General features: G+C 58.5%; 15 protein-coding genes and 1 pseudogene. 14 read left to right on the top strand and 2 right to left on the bottom strand.

Features of this window, described 5'->3' with window-relative positions:
• Window positions 1-20 precede the first annotated feature (20 nt).
• From AB5975_18855 to AB5975_18845, 3 genes are all read left to right on the top strand, one after another.
• Window positions 21-410, top strand: a complete 390-nt coding sequence (locus AB5975_18855; protein ID XDR18668.1) for a GFA family protein — start codon at window positions 21-23, stop codon at window positions 408-410.
• Window positions 411-608: 198 nt separating this feature from the next.
• On the top strand, window positions 609-938 hold the full coding sequence (locus AB5975_18850) for a hypothetical protein (GenBank protein XDR18667.1): 330 nt from the start codon (window positions 609-611) through the stop codon (window positions 936-938).
• A gap of 199 nt (window positions 939-1137) precedes the next feature.
• Entirely contained in the window at window positions 1138-2007 is an 870-nt protein-coding gene (locus AB5975_18845; protein ID XDR18666.1) for a GyrI-like domain-containing protein, read from the top strand.
• 258 nt (window positions 2008-2265) lie between these two features.
• Here AB5975_18845 and AB5975_18840 read toward each other — a convergent pair whose 3' ends face one another.
• A complete protein-coding gene (locus AB5975_18840) occupies window positions 2266-3141 on the bottom strand; it encodes a helix-turn-helix domain-containing protein (protein XDR18665.1) in 876 nt (291 codons plus the stop codon).
• Between the two features lie 305 nt (window positions 3142-3446).
• Here AB5975_18840 and AB5975_18835 point away from each other — a divergent pair, with 305 nt between their 5' ends.
• The 8 genes from AB5975_18835 (at window position 3447) to AB5975_18800 (ending at window position 12022) form a co-directional block, all read left to right on the top strand.
• Complete coding sequence (locus AB5975_18835) at window positions 3447-4301, top strand: hypothetical protein (GenBank protein ID XDR18664.1); 855 nt, start codon at window positions 3447-3449, stop codon at window positions 4299-4301.
• Between the two features lie 161 nt (window positions 4302-4462).
• On the top strand, window positions 4463-5701 hold the full coding sequence (locus AB5975_18830; protein XDR18663.1) for an MFS transporter: 1239 nt from the start codon (window positions 4463-4465) through the stop codon (window positions 5699-5701).
• A gap of 187 nt (window positions 5702-5888) precedes the next feature.
• Window positions 5889-6719, top strand: coding sequence for a dihydroorotate dehydrogenase electron transfer subunit (locus AB5975_18825; GenBank protein XDR18662.1), 831 nt, complete (start codon window positions 5889-5891; stop codon window positions 6717-6719).
• Window positions 6719-7654, top strand: a complete 936-nt coding sequence (locus AB5975_18820) for a dihydroorotate dehydrogenase (protein ID XDR18661.1) — start codon at window positions 6719-6721, stop codon at window positions 7652-7654. The genes AB5975_18825 and AB5975_18820 overlap by 1 nt, the downstream gene beginning before the upstream one ends.
• The gene (locus AB5975_18815; GenBank protein ID XDR18660.1) at window positions 7651-8907 is read left to right on the top strand and encodes a Zn-dependent hydrolase; all 1257 of its coding nucleotides are present in this window, start codon (window positions 7651-7653) and stop codon (window positions 8905-8907) included. The genes AB5975_18820 and AB5975_18815 overlap by 4 nt, the downstream gene beginning before the upstream one ends.
• Window positions 8904-10265, top strand: coding sequence for a dihydroorotase (locus AB5975_18810; protein ID XDR18659.1), 1362 nt, complete (start codon window positions 8904-8906; stop codon window positions 10263-10265). Before AB5975_18815 ends, AB5975_18810 begins: the two co-directional genes overlap by 4 nt.
• Before the next feature lie 24 nt (window positions 10266-10289).
• Window positions 10290-10619, top strand: coding sequence for a hypothetical protein (locus tag AB5975_18805; GenBank protein ID XDR18658.1), 330 nt, complete (start codon window positions 10290-10292; stop codon window positions 10617-10619).
• A 134-nt stretch (window positions 10620-10753) separates the two neighbouring features.
• Window positions 10754-12022: a malic enzyme-like NAD(P)-binding protein gene (locus AB5975_18800; protein ID XDR18657.1), complete on the top strand. Its 1269-nt coding sequence runs from the start codon at window positions 10754-10756 to the stop codon at window positions 12020-12022.
• Between the two features lie 257 nt (window positions 12023-12279).
• Here AB5975_18800 and AB5975_18795 read toward each other — a convergent pair.
• Window positions 12280-12435 (bottom strand): annotated as a pseudogene (locus AB5975_18795) (site-specific integrase).
• Between the two features lie 104 nt (window positions 12436-12539).
• On the opposite strand from AB5975_18795, the gene dusA reads away from it, so the two are divergent.
• The 3 genes from dusA (at window position 12540) to AB5975_18780 (ending at window position 16594) form a co-directional block, all read left to right on the top strand.
• Window positions 12540-13550 (top strand): tRNA dihydrouridine(20/20a) synthase DusA, encoded by a 1011-nt coding sequence (gene dusA / locus AB5975_18790; protein ID XDR18656.1) that lies wholly within the window; start codon window positions 12540-12542, stop codon window positions 13548-13550.
• 169 nt (window positions 13551-13719) lie between these two features.
• Window positions 13720-14646: a transaldolase gene (gene tal / locus AB5975_18785; protein XDR18655.1), complete on the top strand. Its 927-nt coding sequence runs from the start codon at window positions 13720-13722 to the stop codon at window positions 14644-14646.
• 97 nt (window positions 14647-14743) lie between these two features.
• Entirely contained in the window at window positions 14744-16594 is a 1851-nt protein-coding gene (locus tag AB5975_18780) for an alkaline phosphatase D family protein (GenBank protein XDR18654.1), read from the top strand.
• Window positions 16595-16598 lie beyond the last annotated feature (4 nt).

Raw genomic sequence — 16598 nt, 5'->3', positions numbered from 1 at the left:
CATCCTGCACGGAAGCACCAATGACAGAGGTATACCAAGGAAGCTGCCTATGCACAGCGGTCAGTTACCTGCTACTCACCCCACCCAAGGCAGTGAGCCATTGCCATTGCAGCCAATGCCGTAAAGGTCATGGCGCCGCATTCGCTTCGTACGGCAGCGTGCCGCGCAGTATGCTGCGCATACTACGCGGTGCTACCTACATCAAGACGTTCGCCTCTTCACCGACGGTAGTGCGCGAGTTTTGCGTCGCGTGCGGCTCAAGCTTGTTCTGGTCACGGTCCCAAGGTGATTTTGCCGACTGGGTTTCGATAGCCCTGGGCACACTTGATACTCCGTTCCTGCCCAAGAAGCAGAAACACGTTCACATCGATTCCGCGGCCCCCTGGTACTCACCCTGCAGCCTTGCCTGAAAAACACGGCTGCTCTACCCCACCAGCCCAGACAACTTCGTCAAGGTTTCAAGCACCCGGGTGCATGCAACTTTGCTGATCAGGCCCGGTCTGTATAATCCCGCGGCGTAGCGCCCATGCGGATGTCCATGGACCTGCTACAGGCACTCCGCTTTCATGATGCCTCTCACCATCAAAACCAACCGATAAGGAAATCACATGCGTACATTCAAACTGGTACTCGCAGCGCTGCCATTCTTTGTACTGGCCGGCTGCGGCAACGACGCCCTGGAAGGGACTTACGAAGCCACCACCACGGTGATGGGTTTCAAAAGCCCCAAGCAAAAGTGGGAGTTCTCCAAGGACTACATCATCGCCAATGGCAGCAAGGTCAAGGTCGAAGAGTGGGAGCGCAAGGATGATGTGGTCACGGCGCGCAACAAGGACGGGCTTGCACTGATCAATGTGCGCGTACTGGAGGGCGGCAAGCGCCTGGAAGCCGTCGGCGGCAGTGAAATGGCCAAGAACGAGTTCGTGCGGGTGGATTGACCCACCTGTCAGCTAGCGTTACAGGGGCCGCTTTTGCGGCCCAACTTGCTTAACTGGCCGGTAGCGCGGTACACCCGGCCACACTGGCGTCATCCACGGCATGGTCAAGACAATCCCCGATTGAGCAATCACGGCTAGGCACCTCGATGCCTGAACAACGGATGCTAGCGCTCACCGCACCTTCCGGAGATTCCGTTCGTTGACTGACTCACAGCACAACCCTACCTACGCAAAGCGGTTCGAAGCCGTGCTTGCCTACATCGACAGCCACCTTGAAGGCGACCTGTCGGTGAATGCCCTGAGCCGCATCGCCAACTTCTCGGCGTTTCACTTCCATCGGCAGTTCACGGCATACATGGGCATTCCGGTTTCGCGGTATGTGCAACTGATGAGGCTTCGACGCGCGGCGCACCAGCTGGTCGCCTCACCCGCAATGCCCGTCCTGGAAGCCGCATTCGGCGCCGGTTTCGAAAGCCCCGAAGCCTTTTCCAGAGCGTTCAAGCGTGCCTTTGGCATGGCGCCCAGCGTCTTCGCCAAGGCGCCGAACTGGCAGGCCTGGAGTGCGGTATTCGTTGTTCCACACCTTTCCAGGAGTATCACCATGCAGATCCGTATCGTGGATTTCGCCGAAACCCGCGTAGCCGCGCTCGAACACCGAGGGCCACCCGGCCTGGTCGGCGAAAGCGTCGCGCGTTTTCGCCAATGGCGCATGCACAGCGGCCAGTCGCCGGTGGCCAGCAGCCGCACGTTCGGCATTCCCTACGACAACCCCGACACCACCCCGCCCGACGCTTTTCGCTTTGCCGTTTGCGGTGAGATTGATGAGGCTGTGCAGCCCAACGATTTCGCCGTACATGAGCGGGTCATCCCGGCCGGGCGTTGCGCCGTGATCCGGCATATCGGCTCGCCTGACTACATCGGCGAAACCATCTACCCGCTTTATCGTGACTGGCTGCCATCGAGCAATGAAGAATTGCGCGACCATCCGTTGTTCTTCCAGTACCTGAGCGTGTACCCGGAAACGCCGCTGGAGCAGTGGCAAACGGATATCTACGTGCCGCTGAAGTAAGTGGGGCCTTGGGCAGCGATCAACACCGATCATCACCGGCCCGGACGTATGTTTGGGCCAAGTTGGTGGGCTATGCCCGTTCCCCAAATCCACCCGGCGCCGGGCAACCGAGCCGGGTATCAGATACGTGCCCCAGAAGCCTCGATTTAGCTCGACTGACTTCCTCTGGGCGTTGAGGTGGCCGTTTGCCGAGCTTGGCTAACGACCAAAATCAGTCGCTTAAAAGTGTCCAGGAAAGCCAGGGCGACGCACGTCTAGTTACAACTTTGCCAGCAGCTGCTGGAGCTTCCTCATAGCGTCTCGGCCTGAATATGCTCGGCTCAACAAGTCGGTAGACATGGCTTTGTACATGTCCACCGCCTGGGCCGATGACGTCACGCTAGCAATGCCTACATGCAGATTGGGCAATTCGCCCAGTCGGTAGGGGCTGACTGCTACGTAGCTTGTGTTTTTCTGTTCGAAGATCTGGAAGGTGGCGCTTGGGAGCGCTTCGTCGATCAGATAGATGTTCGGATGATCGCTGTTCGATTCCACGATGCTGATCAGGTTTTCGATCTCTCGGCGGGCGAGCAAAGCCCGCTCCATACGAACACTGGGCGGTAAGTCCAAACGACCTACCAGGCCAATGTGCAAATAGCGCTCAATCTGGCGCAGACCGACGATGGACTTGACCTCGAATTTTTGGCGGAAGAAGGTGGATTTCCGCTCGTCCAGGATACTCAGTATCTGGTCTTCCATCGCTTCTTGAGCACCGCTGAAAACCCGAGGCCTGGCCTCGTAGAGCATCGTTTTGAACAGCTCAGAGTACTCAGGCGTTGTCAGGAGATAAGAGAACGGATCGAAGTAGGAGATGATGCTGCTGGACCTCGCTTCCAGCTGCCTCATGCGCTCGAAGTAACCCAGCGCATTGTCGAAGTACTCCGTGTCTGAACCCAGCAGGCTGGTCAGCGAGACCTTCAACAGCTCCGCCAACCGCTCCAGCGTTTCGAGCTTTACGATTTTGCCGAGTTCGAGGCGATAAACCGCAGCACGCGAGATGCCGAGCTTTTCTGCAACCTGATCGGCATTCAGCTGACGGCCAATTCGAAAAGCCCTGAGACGTTCGCCGATTGCTTGGTAATCAATCTGGTTCAATGAGAATCCTTATCATTATTGGATGAGTGCGCGTGTCCGACCAGATCGGCTTGACGAAGTCATGCTGCAAGTGTATCAATATTTAGACAGGTGAAGTTGTTCGTCTAAAAAATACAAAAAAAGGCCGGCTCATGTCTACTCAACTCCCCTCGCGCCGACCCGCGGCTAGGTATCTCAGCACACACTCCGCACCGTTTTGTAGCACTTCCTTGCCTGCTTGCTTGGCTTTGGTCCTAGGACCTGACAGCTAGGCAGTTTTTTCCTGCCCAACGCGTAATAACAACACTCTGATTGGAGCTTCGGTAATGAAGACCAGAATCGGCGCGCCCGTACTCGCCCTTTTTTTGACCCCAGCTGTCATGGCAGCTCAACCCCCAGCGTTCAGCGATACCTTCATTGGATATCGCTACAGCAGTCATTTCTCGGACCCAGGCAAAAAGAAAGACGTGGCTAAGCACATCGTCCAGCTCACCCATGTCAGCACCTACGCGCTGGGCCAGCAATTTGCGAACCTTGATGTGTTCAAGTCAGATCACAATGACCCCAAAAAGGAGAGCGACAGTGGCGCCACCGAAATCTACCTGACTTATCGCAATCAACTGCAGTACGGCCGGATTTTCGATAAGCCCCTGGCCTTCGGCCCGGTCAAGGATGTCGCGCTGACCCTGGGTTTTGACTGGAATACAAAGAACAACGCATTCCAGTCACGCAAGCGAATGGTGGTGATCGGTCCAACCCTCAAATTTGCGCTGCCGGCGGGTTTTCTCGACCTGAGCCTGTATTACGCACGGGAATGGAACCACTGCGGCCTAGACAGCTGTGACCTACCCGGGAACCACTCATCGATGCTGTTCGACCCCTTCTACCAACTGAACCTGACATGGGGTGTCCCGTTCACGGTTGGCAGTGTGCCGATGAAATTCCAGGGCTTCTACAGCTACAACACTGAAAAGGGTGATGACTACCGCAACAACCCCACCGCAGATGAGCAACTGATGCGTACCTCCTTGATGGTCGACGCAGGTCAGCTCGTCGGGGCCAAGAAGAACGTGTTCTGGGTTGGGCCCGGATACGAGTATTGGCGGAACAAATTCGGCAACCGCACGGGCGATGGGATTGATGTCGACGCACTTTCCATCAACCTCGAATGGCACCTTTAGTGCATTCGCTGTTTCGGGCTTTTCGTGAAATCTAAATATTTAGACAAAAGCCGGCGCTAGCAGTAACCTGTGGTCAGCCCTTGAGGTGCCAGCAGGTGGCGGGTCTGGCGAGTCCCTCTGTCAGGTCGTCTAAAAAACTATACAAAAACAAGAGGTAAAGCATGATGGCTTCGTCCGACATGGTTCAAAAAAAGGATGCGTCACCGCGCAAGGCTTTGATAGCCAGTGTGACGGGTTATGCAATGGACGGCTTCGACTTACTGATTCTCGGGTTTATGCTGCCTGCGATTACGATCGGCCTTGCGCTGACATCATCGGAGGCCGGCTCGCTGGTGACTTGGACGTTATTGGGAGCTGTGGCAGGCGGGCTGATATTTGGCCAATTGAGCGATCGCTATGGCCGGGTTCGAATGCTGACCCTGTGCATCCTGACCTTCTCCATCTTCACTGGTCTCTGCGCAATCGCTCAGGGCTATTGGGATCTGTTGATCTACAGGACCCTCGCCGGTTTCGGTTTGGGTGGTGAGTTCGGTATCGGCATGGCGCTGATCGCCGAGACCTGGCCGGCACACCGGCGCAACCGAGCCTCCTCTTATGTGGGCATGGGATGGCAAGCCGGTGTTCTTGCGGCGGCTCTTCTCACACCATTGCTTCTGCCTTACATCGGCTGGCGTGGCATGTTCCTGGTCGGCTTGCTGCCTGCTTTCGTTTCTTTGATTGTCCGTCACACGATGAGTGAGCCGGCTGAGTTCGTGAAGGCTGCAGCTGATCCTGTTCCGTTTGCTCGGCGATTCACTGACCTTTTCAAAGACCGGCAGACCACCAAGGCCAGTGTTGGGGTGATGGTCCTGACTTCTGTGCAGAACTTTGGGTACTACGGCCTGATGATCTGGATGCCCAGCTACTTGTCCAAGAAATTCGGCTTTTCGCTCATGGCATCTGGTACTTGGACTGCAGTCACTGTGCTGGGCATGGCATTCGGGATTTGGCTGTTCGGCCAACTGGCGGATCGCTTTGGCCGCAAGAAGATGTTCCTGCTCTACCAAGCAGGCGCAGCGATCATGGTCATTGCTTATGCCAACCTTGATAACCCGACCGTCATGCTGTTCGCCGGCGCGATCATGGGGATTTTTGTGAACGGTATGATCGGCGGTTATGGGGCGTTGATCTCTGATCTCTATCCGGCGCAGATACGCGCCACGGCCCAGAACGTGCTGTTCAACATTGGCCGTGCTGCGGGCGGGTTCGGTCCATTAGTTGTGGGGGCGGTAGCACTTCATTACTCCTTCACTGCCGCGATCATGTTGCTCTCGTCGCTTTACGTCGTGGCGATGGCCGCTACGGTCTTTCTGCTTCCTGCCTGTCAGAGTGAACAGCTGAAAAAGGCTCAGCCGGCTTAATCATCGAAGCCGGCTATCAGCCTGCCTCGCCTGATTCGTATCAAAAATTAGACAGAATAAATCGACTGCGGTAGATTCAACTCACGCAATCCCTGAAACACCGAGTTACCCGCCGCCTCAACACTGAGGCGGCAATTTCTATTGACCATGCTGTATAAAAAATTAGACAAATGCGAGGCCACCCACAATGAACGTGATTTCCGGTTGCTGCCAGGCCACTGCCATCACCCCCCCTAACGACACGTTGGCGGTCGTCATCTCCAACGAATGGGTCAACGATGAGTACAAGCGCCTAGTGCTTCAAGCCGACGGTGCTGCATGCCAGTCGCTGCCGGGGCAGTTCTTCAACCTGCTGTGCCCAAACGAAGGCGACAACAAACCGTACTTCCGCCGGCCAATGAGCACCTACAAGGCAGACCCCAGCAAGGGTCAGGTCGAATTCTTGTACAAGGTGACCGGCAAAGGCACCTACGGCCTGGAAACACTCCGCGAAGCGCAAACGTTGGAGATTCTGGGCCCACTGGGTAAGGGATTTGACCTGGACTCTTCCTGGGATCACATGATCATCGTGGCTCGCGGTGTCGGCTTGGCAACGCTCGCACCACTGGCGGAAGCTGCGCATCAGCTGGGTATCCGACTGACCGCCGTGCTGAGTGCCCGCAGCGAAAAAAGCCTGCTTTCGCGTGAGCGATTCGCCTCGCTCGGCGCCGACGTACAGGTAGTCCTGGACGAAGACGGCAGCAGTGCACCAGACCAACTGGAGCACCTGCTCAGACAAATCATCGCTCGTGAAAAGACCAGCGCGCTCTTTACCTGCGGCTCGAAGCGGCTGACCCGTCTGCTGAAAAAGCTCAGCGCAGAGCTTGGCCTGGTAGGCCAAGTGGCACTTGAGCAGCAAATGGTGTGTGGCCTAGGGATGTGCCAGTGCTGCGTCGAAGTATTCGAAGTCGACGGGCTCAGGGTGGGTAAGCGGGTATGCCTTGAAGGCCCTGTATTTGACCTGGCGGAGGTGGTGTGATGATCGATCTCAGCGTACAAGTGGGCGGACTGCGCCTGAAAAACCCGGTAATGCCAGCCTCGGGTACCTTCGCAGAGGAGCTGATCCACCTGCTGGATTTCAACCAGCTTGGCGCCTTGGTCACCAAGACCATCACTTCGGATAAGCGAACCGGAAACCCGATGCCACGCGTTTGTGAGCTGGCGGACGGGATGATGAACGCGATCGGTATCCCAAGTAAGGGTGCAGATCTGTTCATCGACAAGGTCGTTCCCTTCTACCGGAATTTCGATTCACCGCTGATCGTGAGCATCTCGGCGCCAACGGCTCAAGGCTTCGCCGAGCTGGCTGCCCGGCTGAGTGACGTGCCGGGTGTGGCGGGTATCGAAGCCAACATTTCCTGCCCCAACCTGGAAGCCCACGGCCAGTCGTTTGGCATGCAGGCCGAAAGTACACGTAATGTTGTCGCACTGATGCGGCAGGCCACCTCCCTCCCCCTGTGGGTCAAACTGACCCCTAATGCTGGTGAAGTCGTACCGGTTGCCCTGGCTGCGCAAGACTCCGGTGCTGATGCCGTAGTGGTCGGTAACACGCTGCTCGGGCTCTCCATCGACATCGAGCGTGGTCGTGCAAGGCTCGGGAATTTCATGGGTGGTATCTCAGGTGCCGCTATTCGACCGCTGATGGTGCGTCTGACCTATCAGTGCGCCCAGGCTCTGGAAATCCCAATCATTGGTTGCGGTGGTATTTCCACGGCCGATGATGCCCTGGAGTTCATCTATGCCGGTGCATCGGCTGTTCAGGTGGGTACGGCCACCTTCCTTCACCCCAAGACCATGAACACGATGGTGGGTGAGTTGGCGGCCTTCTGTGAGCGTAAAGGTGTTTCTTCTATTAGTTCGCTGATCGGGGCTCTGGATGACTCGCCTGCAGAACCCTTCGGAGCCCTGCCATGACTGCCCAATGGCGTGAGCAGGCCGAAAAGCTGTTCAACGATGTCGCATCACTGTCTCGTGATCCCCACGAAGGCATCACTCGTGAAAGCTACGGCCCGGGCGAAAACGACACCATCGCTTACCTGAGCGATTTTGCTTTGACGCATGGTCTTGATGTGGTGCCTGACCGCGCTGGCAACGTGATCTTCAAACGCAAGAGCGACAATGGTGAGCCTGCTTTGTGGTATGGCTCGCACCTTGATTCCGTCCCGCAAGGTGGTAATTACGATGGGCTGGCCGGCGTTGTGGCGGGTCTGCTTTGCCTGTGCCGAATGGACCAGGAAAAAGTAGAGACGGCGCGACCCATTCGTGTAATCGGCTTGCGAGGCGAGGAAAGCGCCTGGTACGGCAAGTCGTACATCGGATCACGAGCGCTGTTTGGTGGGCTGACTGATCAGGACCTTTGCCTTACCAACCGCTTTAGCAAGCGCACGCTTGCTGAAGCCATGGAGGCGGTGGGCGCAGACCTTGAGGCAATTCGTCGCCAAGAGTGGCTTATCGATCGCTCGCAATTTGCCGGCTACCTTGAAATCCACATTGAGCAAGCCGAGTCGTTGGAACGTATGGGGCAAGCTCTGGGCATCGTTCCCGGCATTCGCGGAAATTTCCGTCATAACCAAGTCCGTTGCCTAGGTGAAGACGGCCACTCGGGGGCCGTCGCGCGCGAAGACCGCCACGACGCCGTATTTGCCGTGAGTGAGCTCGTTGCTCGAATTGACGAGCTGTGGAGTGAATACGTCGCGGCGGAGCGCGACCTGGTGGTTACCGTTGGTACCTTGGGTACAAATGCTGCCCACCACGCTGTCTCGCGTATCCCAGGCGAAGTCAGCTTCAGCCTCGAAATGCGCAGCCTGCATCATGACACGCTCAAGGCGTTTTACTCGGCTGCGCTGGCCGAGGCCAAATCAATCGAGACGTCTCGCCAGGTTCGATTCGAGTTCGACAAGCGGATCGATACCGCCCCCGCCGCCATGCATGGTCCCTGGACGGACGTTTTCGTTCGACAAGCCCGTGATAAGGGTTGGAAAGGCGTTCTCACGCCTAGTGGTGCTGGCCACGACGCAGCGGTTTTCGCAAACGTCGGCATCCCTAGCGCAATGATCTTCATCCGAAACCAGCATGGGTCCCACAACCCTCACGAGGCGATGGGGTTGGACGACTTCCTGGCAGCGACAGAGGTGCTGTATCACTCAACATTGGAGCTGAAACCATGACCGTTCGAGATAACGCTTGGCTGATCCGTAATGCAACCCTGGTCAATGAAGGACTTCGTTGGGTCGGTGATCTTCGAGTGCGAAATGGTCGCATCGATACTATCGGCGAAGCCCTAGAACAGCTGCCCGGAGAGGAACTGATCGACGCTACTGGGCTGTGGTTGTTACCGGGAATGATTGATGATCAAGTGCACTTCCGGGAGCCTGGCTTGACCCACAAGGCTAACATCGCCAGTGAGTCTCGCGCCTGTGCAGCGGGTGGTATCACCAGCTTCATGGAAATGCCGAACACCAAGCCAGCCGCGCTGGATCGTGCAACCTTGGAAGCGAAGTACGATATTGCGGCTGGCTCGAGTGTTGTCAACTACGCCTTCTACATGGGGGCAAGCAACGACAACCTGGACGCAATTCGTGACATCGACCCGGCCAGCACACCCGGCCTGAAGGTATTCATGGGCGCCTCGACCGGTAACATGCTGGTCGACAACCCAGACGTGTTGAACGAGATCTTCCGTGTGTCCCCGGTGCCGATCATCACGCACTGTGAAGATACCCCGATGATCAACGCGGAACTGGAAAAAGCCAAAGCACGCTTCGGCGACGACATTCCAGCCCGAGAGCACCCGCTGATTCGTTCACGCGAGGCATGCATCAAATCTACTCGGCTGGCCATTGAGTTGGCGCGCAAGCACGGTACTCGGCTCCACGTGCTGCACATCTCCACCGCAGAAGAGCTTGAGCTGTTTGAACCAGGGCCAATCGCAAGCAAGCGCATTACCGCTGAGACCTGTGTGCATTTCCTGCACTTCACCGAGCACGACTATGACCGTCTCGGTTTCTTGATCAAGTGCAACCCGGCCATCAAGACTGCCCGTGACCGGGATGCCATCGTGAGGGCGCTAGCTGAAGGCCGCCTCGACGTATTGGCGACTGACCACGCGCCGCACCTGCTTGAAGAGAAGCAAGGCAACTACAGCCAAGCGCCATCAGGTATTCCGCTTGTCCAATATGCACTCCAAACCGCCCTGGAGCGTGTGTTCCAAGGAGAGCTGACGCTCGAAAGACTGGTTGAAGTCGTGAGCCATGCGCCGGCTGAACTGTTCCGCGTAAGCAACCGCGGCTACCTCCGTGAAGGCTACGCCGCTGACCTGGTTCTTGTTGATCCTCATCGTCCGCACGACGTGACCAACGATGAGGTGCTTTCCAAGTGCGGCTGGACGCCTTTCGATGACACCGCATTTTCGTCGAGCATCGTCGCCACCTTTGTAAATGGCGAGCGTGTGTGGGACGGGACAGCGGTAGACAGTTCGGTACGTGGCCAGCGGCTTTCGTTCACTCCCCGCGCTGACCGTGCTTAGTGCAGATATGAGGTTTAGACAAGCATGAACTTTTCAGAAATGGTGCAACGATTCGCCGTCGCTCTTCCAGGGACCGATTCGTTCAAGCACGCCAATACTCATTGCGAAGCCATCATCCAAAATGAGCCATTCCAATCCTGTGCAGCGTTCTTGATTGCCGGTTTCTGCCGCACATACGTGCTCATCTATGAAGACCAAGCGCTAGAGGCTGACTTCGCCAGACGAAACCACCGCCAGCTGCTGGAGTATATGAACCAGCTGGACACGGCCTTGGTCACCCAAGACCACAGCGTTGTTCACCAAGCGTTGATCGACGTAGTTGAACACTACGCGAAAAGCGACCGAATCTTCTAAGCACCTCGTTTGCCGCGTGAGGGTGACACGGGTGCCACGCACACCTGTAGCGTCCTTGCGCGGCAACTCCTGATAAAAATAAAACAAGTCTGCGCAGCCGAATGCTCGGGGCCAGACCCTTTTAGGATGCTGCAATGAGTCTCAAAAACGACGCGCTCGAATACCACGCCCAGCCACGACCAGGAAAACTCAGCGTAGAGCTTTCGAAGCCTACCGCCACCGCCCGGGACCTATCTTTGGCCTACAGCCCAGGTGTTGCAGAGCCCGTACGTGAAATTGCTCGTGATGCTGAATTGGCCTACAGGTACACCGGCAAGGGCAATCTGGTCGCGGTGATTTCCGATGGCACCGCCATCCTCGGTCTGGGTGACCTCGGCCCACTGGCTTCCAAGCCGGTCATGGAAGGCAAGGGTGTTCTGTTCAAGCGTTTCGCCGGTATCGATGTGTTCGACATCGAGGTCGAGTCGGAAAGCCCGCAAGCGTTCATCGACACCGTTCGCCGCATTTCGATCACCTTCGGTGGCATCAACCTTGAAGACATCAAGGCCCCTGAGTGCTTCGAAATCGAGCGCACCTTGATCGAGCAGTGCGACATCCCGGTGTTCCACGATGACCAGCACGGTACCGCCATCGTTACCGCCGCCGGCATGATCAACGCCCTGGAAATCGCCGGCAAGAAGCTGGAGGACGCCAAGATCGTCTGCCTGGGGGCTGGCGCTGCAGCCATCTCTTGCATGAAGCTGCTGGTGAGCATGGGTGCCAAGGTCGAGAACATCTACATGATCGACCGCAGCGGCGTGATCCACGCTGGCCGTGATGACCTGAACCAGTACAAGGCGCAGTTCGCCCACGCTACCGACAAGCGCACCCTGGCTGACGCCCTTGACGGTGCCGACGTGTTCGTAGGCCTGTCCGGCCCGAACCTGCTGAGCCCGGAAGGCCTGAAGTCGATGGCGGCCAACCCGATCGTGTTCGCCTGCTCGAACCCGGACCCGGAAATCTCGCCAGAGCTGGCGCACGCCACTCGCAGCGACGTGATCATGGCTACCGGTCGTTCCGACTACCCGAACCAGGTCAACAACGTACTGGGCTTCCCGTTCATCTTCCGTGGTGCCCTGGACGTTCGCGCCAAGCGCATCAACGAAGAAATGAAGATCGCCGCTGCTATCGCCCTGAAAGACCTGGCCAAGCTGCCAGTGCCTAAGGAAGTGTGCGAAGCCTACGGTGTCGAAGGCCTGGAGTTCGGTCGTGAGTACATCATTCCGAAGCCGCTGGACGCTCGTCTGATCAGCGCCGTATCCGATGCGGTGGCACGTGCTGCGATCGAGTCGGGTGTCGCAACGCTCCCGTACCCAACGCACTATCCGCTCTCGTCTGTCTCTGAGGTGTTCGGCGGCAATTAAGCCCCGCCATTCGAGTTGATCCAATAAAAGCGCCTGCGCTATCGCAGACGCTTTATGCCATGCAGACGGATAAGTGCTTAACAGCGTGTATGAGGTCGACAGTTAACATAAGCGTTGACGCGTGTGTGGCATCGCGTGTCCAACCTCGGAGCTACCGCGCCCTCTTCATCCGCTGCTCAATCAGGGCTTACTACCTGAAGGCATAGAATGACCGCTTCACGCCCTGAGGAGGTCAGTCACCCTAAATCGAGGGTTTTGAGAAGCGTCTGCCGCTTCGCTCGGGCCTGCGCAGCGTGTTTACAGGCGAACGTCTGGGACTCTTGGTAAACTAGGACATCCTTTTTCTTGAGGCGGAGCTGGACGGTATAGCTGACCGTTCCATCGGCCTTTTCCCTTGCTCTGATCGTTGCCATGGTTTTCGGTGGTACAAGCGTGGCTAGCGGTGGTACGCCGTACCACTGCCACACCAAAAACGCCTCAAAAACCCGAAAAATGGCACAAGTATGCGTAGACCAGAATGGCCCTAGAATTAGCTTCAAACCAACAAACCACGCGCCCTGAGCCGTCACGCCGCTTCAGCGTTGCACCCATGATGGACTGGACAGACCGCCATTGCCGGTTCTTCCTGCGCCTGCTCTCCAAGCAAACCCTGCTCTACACCGAAATGGTCACCACCGGCGCCCTGTTGCACAACGATGCCCAGCGCTTCCTGCGTCACGATGCCTCCGAGCACCCGCTGGCCCTGCAACTGGGCGGCAGTGTGCCGGCCGACCTGGCCGCTTGCGCGCGTCTGGCCGAAGACGCTGGCTACGACGAGGTCAACCTGAACGTCGGCTGCCCGAGCGACCGGGTGCAGAACAACATGATCGGCGCCTGCCTGATGGCTCACCCGGCGTTGGTGGCCGACTGCGTGAAAGCCATGCGTGATGCGGTGTCGACCCCGGTGACGGTGAAGCACCGCATTGGCATCAATGGCCGCGACAGCTACGCCGAGCTGTGCGATTTCGTCGGCCAGGTGCGCGAGGCCGGCTGCCGGAGCTTCACCGTGCATGCGCGTATCGCGATTCTGGAGGGGCTGTCGCCGAAGGAAAACCGCGAAATTCCACCCCTGCGCTATGACGTGGCCGCGCAGTTGAAGGCGGACTTCCCGGACCTGGAGATCGTGCTCAACGGCGGGATCAAGACCCTGGACGAATGCCAGAAGCACCTTGAAACCTTCGATGGTGTAATGCTAGGGCGTGAGGCGTATCACAACCCTTATCTGCTGGCCGAAGTGGACCAGCAGCTGTTTGCCAGCGATGCGCCGGTGGTCAGCCGTAGCGAGGCGTTGGCGCAGTTGCGGCCTTATATCGTGGCGCACATGGAAAGCGGTGGCGCGATGCACCACGTTACCCGGCATATTCTGGGGCTGGCCCAAGGGTTCAAAGGCGCGCGGCGTTTCCGCCAACTGCTGTCGGCGGACATCCACAAGGCGGCAGAGCCGCTGGCGGTGTTTGATCAGGCGGTGGAGTTGTTGCAGGGGCGGTGACCCCAAGGGCGAGGGAACCTCAGGCTTGCTTGCGACTCGAAACTTCACCCTTCGTACAGCCCTTCGCGGGCAAGCCCGCTCCCGCGGCTGGCCCGCAGGGCTCCGAGGCCCTTGAGCGGCTGTCGGGGCTCGGGTAATGTCGAGTAAATGCACAGGACAGAGCACGCACATGACCTCCAAGCTGGAACAACTCAAGCAGTTCACCACCGTGGTCGCCGACACCGGGGACCTGGACGCCATCACCCGCCTGAAGCCGGTCGATGCCACCACCAACCCGTCCTTGCTGCTAAAGGCCGCTGCCATCCCAGGCTACGCCGACCTGCTCAAGCAAGTGAAGGCCGACGCCAAGGGTGATGTCGACCTGGCCTGCGACAAGTTTGCCGTGGCCGTGGGCTCGGGCATTCTCAAGGTCATCCCAGGGCGTATCTCCACCGAGGTTGATGCACGCCTGTCGTTCGATGAGCCGGCCCTGCTGAACAAGGCTCGCCAGTTGATCGCCCTTTACGAGGCGGCCGGTGTGCCAAAAGACCGAGTGCTGATCAAGCTGGCCTCCACCTGGGAAGGCATTCGCGCCGCCGAGAAGCTGGAGAAGGAAGGCATCCAGACCAACCTCACCCTGCTGTTCTCCTTCGCCCAGGCCCAGGCCTGCGCCGATGCCGGCGTGTTTCTGATTTCGCCGTTCGTGGGCCGTATCTACGACTGGTACAAAAAAAGCACTGGCAAGGACTACGTCGGCGCCGAGGACCCGGGCGTGCAGTCGGTCACGCGTATCTACAACTACTACAAGGCCAATGGCTACAACACCGTGGTCATGGGCGCCAGCTTCCGCAATATCGGCCAGATCGAGCAACTGGCCGGCTGTGACCGCCTGACCATCAGCCCGGAACTGCTGCAACAGCTTAGCGATGACCAGGGCGAACTGCCGCAGGTGCTGAAGCCAGGCAATGCCGGTGAAGCCAAGCAGCCGTTGAACGAAAGCCAGTTCCGCTGGGCAATGAATGAAGATGCCATGGGCACCGAGAAGCTGGCCGAGGGTATTCGCCAGTTTGCGCGGGACCAGGAGAAGCTGGAGAAGTTGATGGCTGAAAAGGCCTGATACAGTTCTGGTTTGCCCGACGGGCGGGAAGTGTTCAGCATTTTCCGCCCGTTTTGTTTTGCCTGGCCTTAGTTGTGTATAGCCACCCGAGCTGTCGATGACCTCCTCTACCTCCTTGCCCCTCGTACTCGCCGGCCCGGTACTGCGCCGCCTGGAACCGCAGCGCCTGGCCATTTGGCTGGTCGCTACCCAACCGCTGCAACCCGAATTCATCTGCCCGACCAGCGAAGCTCAGGTCGATTGCCAAGTGGTCGTGGCCGGCCAGCATGCATTCATTCATCTGCTGGACATCCACTTCGCCCGCCCCTTGCCCTGCAACCAACTGCTGGACTACGACCTGATCATCAACGGCCAGGGCATCGCAGGCTGGGCACCGCACCTGCTCTACCCCGGCACCCAGCGCCCAAACCTGGTACTGCGCGAGCGCCTCGACCACTTGCTGCACGGTTCCTGCCGCAAGCCGCATCACCCCGCGGCCGACGGCCTGCTTTGCGCCGACCGCCTGCTACAGGGCTGCGCAAGGCCCGAAGACCGCCCCGCCGTGCTGCTGATGAGCGGCGACCAGGTGTATGCCGACGATGTCGCCGGCCCCATGCTGCGCGCCATCCATAGCCTGATCACGCGCCTAGGCCTGTTCGAAGAGCAGCTGGAGGGCGCAGTGGTGGCCGACAGCCAGGCGCTTTACCAGCACCCGGCCAGCTACTACCACCGCGCCGACCTGCTACCGGCGCAAGCACTGAACGACACCCTGCGCGAACGCTTTTTTGGCGGCAAGCGCAAGCCGATCTTCTCGTCCAGCAACGCCGACAACCATCTGGTGACCTTCGCCGAAGTCATGGCCATGTACCTGCTGGTATGGTCGCCAGTACCCTGGCAGCTGGTGAACATGGGCATGCCCAGCGGGCTCAGCGACGAGCATCAAGCCCGTTACCAACAGGAGCTGCCGCTGGTCCAGGGATTTGCCGACAACCTCGGCCAGGTGGCGCGGGTGATGGCCCACCTGCCCTGCCTGATGATCTTTGACGACCATGACATCACCGACGACTGGAACCTCTCGGCGCAATGGGAAGAAACCGCCTACGGCCACCCGTTCTCGCGAAGAATCATCGGCAATGCCCTGCTCGGCTACCTGCTCTGCCAGGCCTGGGGTAACAACCCGGACGGGTGCAACCCACTGATCGAGCAATGCCAGGCATTGACCCGCCAGAACCAGGATGAGCTGATCGGCGAGCTGCTGCGCTTTCAGGGCTGGCAGTACAGCCTGCCCACAGAGCCACCACTGCTGGTACTGGACACCCGCACCCGTCGCTGGCGTAGCGAGAGCAACCTGGCAAAGCCATCCGGCCTGCTCGATTGGGAGGCGCTGAGCGAACTGCAGCAAGCGCTGCTTGACCACCCGTCAGCAATCATCGTGTCGCCTGCGCCAATTTTCGGTGTAAAGCTGATAGAAACGGTGCAGAAGGTGTTCAGCTGGCTGGGGTACCCGCTGCTGGTGGATGCCGAGAACTGGATGGCCCACCGCGGTGCGGCGCAGGTCATCCTGAACATCTTCCGCCACTCGCGCACACCGGGGCACTACGTGGTGCTGTCTGGAGATGTGCATTACTCGTTCGTCTATGAAGTACTGATCCGCCATCGCCAGCGCAGCCCGCATTTGTGGCAGGTGACCAGCAGCGGGATCAAGAACGAGTTCCCCCGGCGCTTGCTGGACGTGCTCGATCGGCTCAACCGCTGGCTGTATGCGCCACGCTCGCCGCTCAACTGGTTTACCAAGCGTCGCGAGATGGAAGTGGTGCCGCGTACGCCCAGCCACAGCAAGGCTGGGGAGCGGTTATGGAACGGCGCAGGGTTGGGGCAAGTGTTCTTCGATGAACAGGGGCGGCCTGCGCGGGTGTTTCAGCTGGATGCAGGCGGGGGTAAGGCGACCGAGTTTGTCGGCCGAGAGTAGTCCA

It is taken from the genome of Pseudomonas putida (genome assembly GCA_041071465.1).
GTDB classification, from domain to species: domain Bacteria; phylum Pseudomonadota; class Gammaproteobacteria; order Pseudomonadales; family Pseudomonadaceae; genus Aquipseudomonas; species Aquipseudomonas putida_P.
Note: the sequence above shows the minus strand (reverse complement) of the source record. Positions and strands in the feature narration are given on the sequence as shown.

What these genes read in the sequence shown, in the direction of transcription:
- AB5975_18855 (XDR18668.1), top strand. Translation starts at nt 21, where the DNA reads ATGACAGAGGTATACCAAGGAAGCTGCCTATGCACAGCGGTCAGTTAC.
- AB5975_18850 (XDR18667.1), top strand. Translation starts at nt 609, where the DNA reads ATGCGTACATTCAAACTGGTACTCGCAGCGCTGCCATTCTTTGTACTG.
- AB5975_18835 (XDR18664.1), top strand. Translation starts at nt 3,447, where the DNA reads ATGAAGACCAGAATCGGCGCGCCCGTACTCGCCCTTTTTTTGACCCCA.
- AB5975_18830 (XDR18663.1), top strand. Translation starts at nt 4,463, where the DNA reads ATGATGGCTTCGTCCGACATGGTTCAAAAAAAGGATGCGTCACCGCGC.
- AB5975_18825 (XDR18662.1), top strand. Translation starts at nt 5,889, where the DNA reads ATGAACGTGATTTCCGGTTGCTGCCAGGCCACTGCCATCACCCCCCCT.
- AB5975_18820 (XDR18661.1), top strand. Translation starts at nt 6,719, where the DNA reads ATGATCGATCTCAGCGTACAAGTGGGCGGACTGCGCCTGAAAAACCCG.
- AB5975_18815 (XDR18660.1), top strand. Translation starts at nt 7,651, where the DNA reads ATGACTGCCCAATGGCGTGAGCAGGCCGAAAAGCTGTTCAACGATGTC.
- AB5975_18810 (XDR18659.1), top strand. Translation starts at nt 8,904, where the DNA reads ATGACCGTTCGAGATAACGCTTGGCTGATCCGTAATGCAACCCTGGTC.
- AB5975_18805 (XDR18658.1), top strand. Translation starts at nt 10,290, where the DNA reads ATGAACTTTTCAGAAATGGTGCAACGATTCGCCGTCGCTCTTCCAGGG.
- AB5975_18800 (XDR18657.1), top strand. Translation starts at nt 10,754, where the DNA reads ATGAGTCTCAAAAACGACGCGCTCGAATACCACGCCCAGCCACGACCA.
- dusA (XDR18656.1), top strand. Translation starts at nt 12,540, where the DNA reads ATGGCCCTAGAATTAGCTTCAAACCAACAAACCACGCGCCCTGAGCCG.
- tal (XDR18655.1), top strand. Translation starts at nt 13,720, where the DNA reads ATGACCTCCAAGCTGGAACAACTCAAGCAGTTCACCACCGTGGTCGCC.
- AB5975_18780 (XDR18654.1), top strand. Translation starts at nt 14,744, where the DNA reads ATGACCTCCTCTACCTCCTTGCCCCTCGTACTCGCCGGCCCGGTACTG.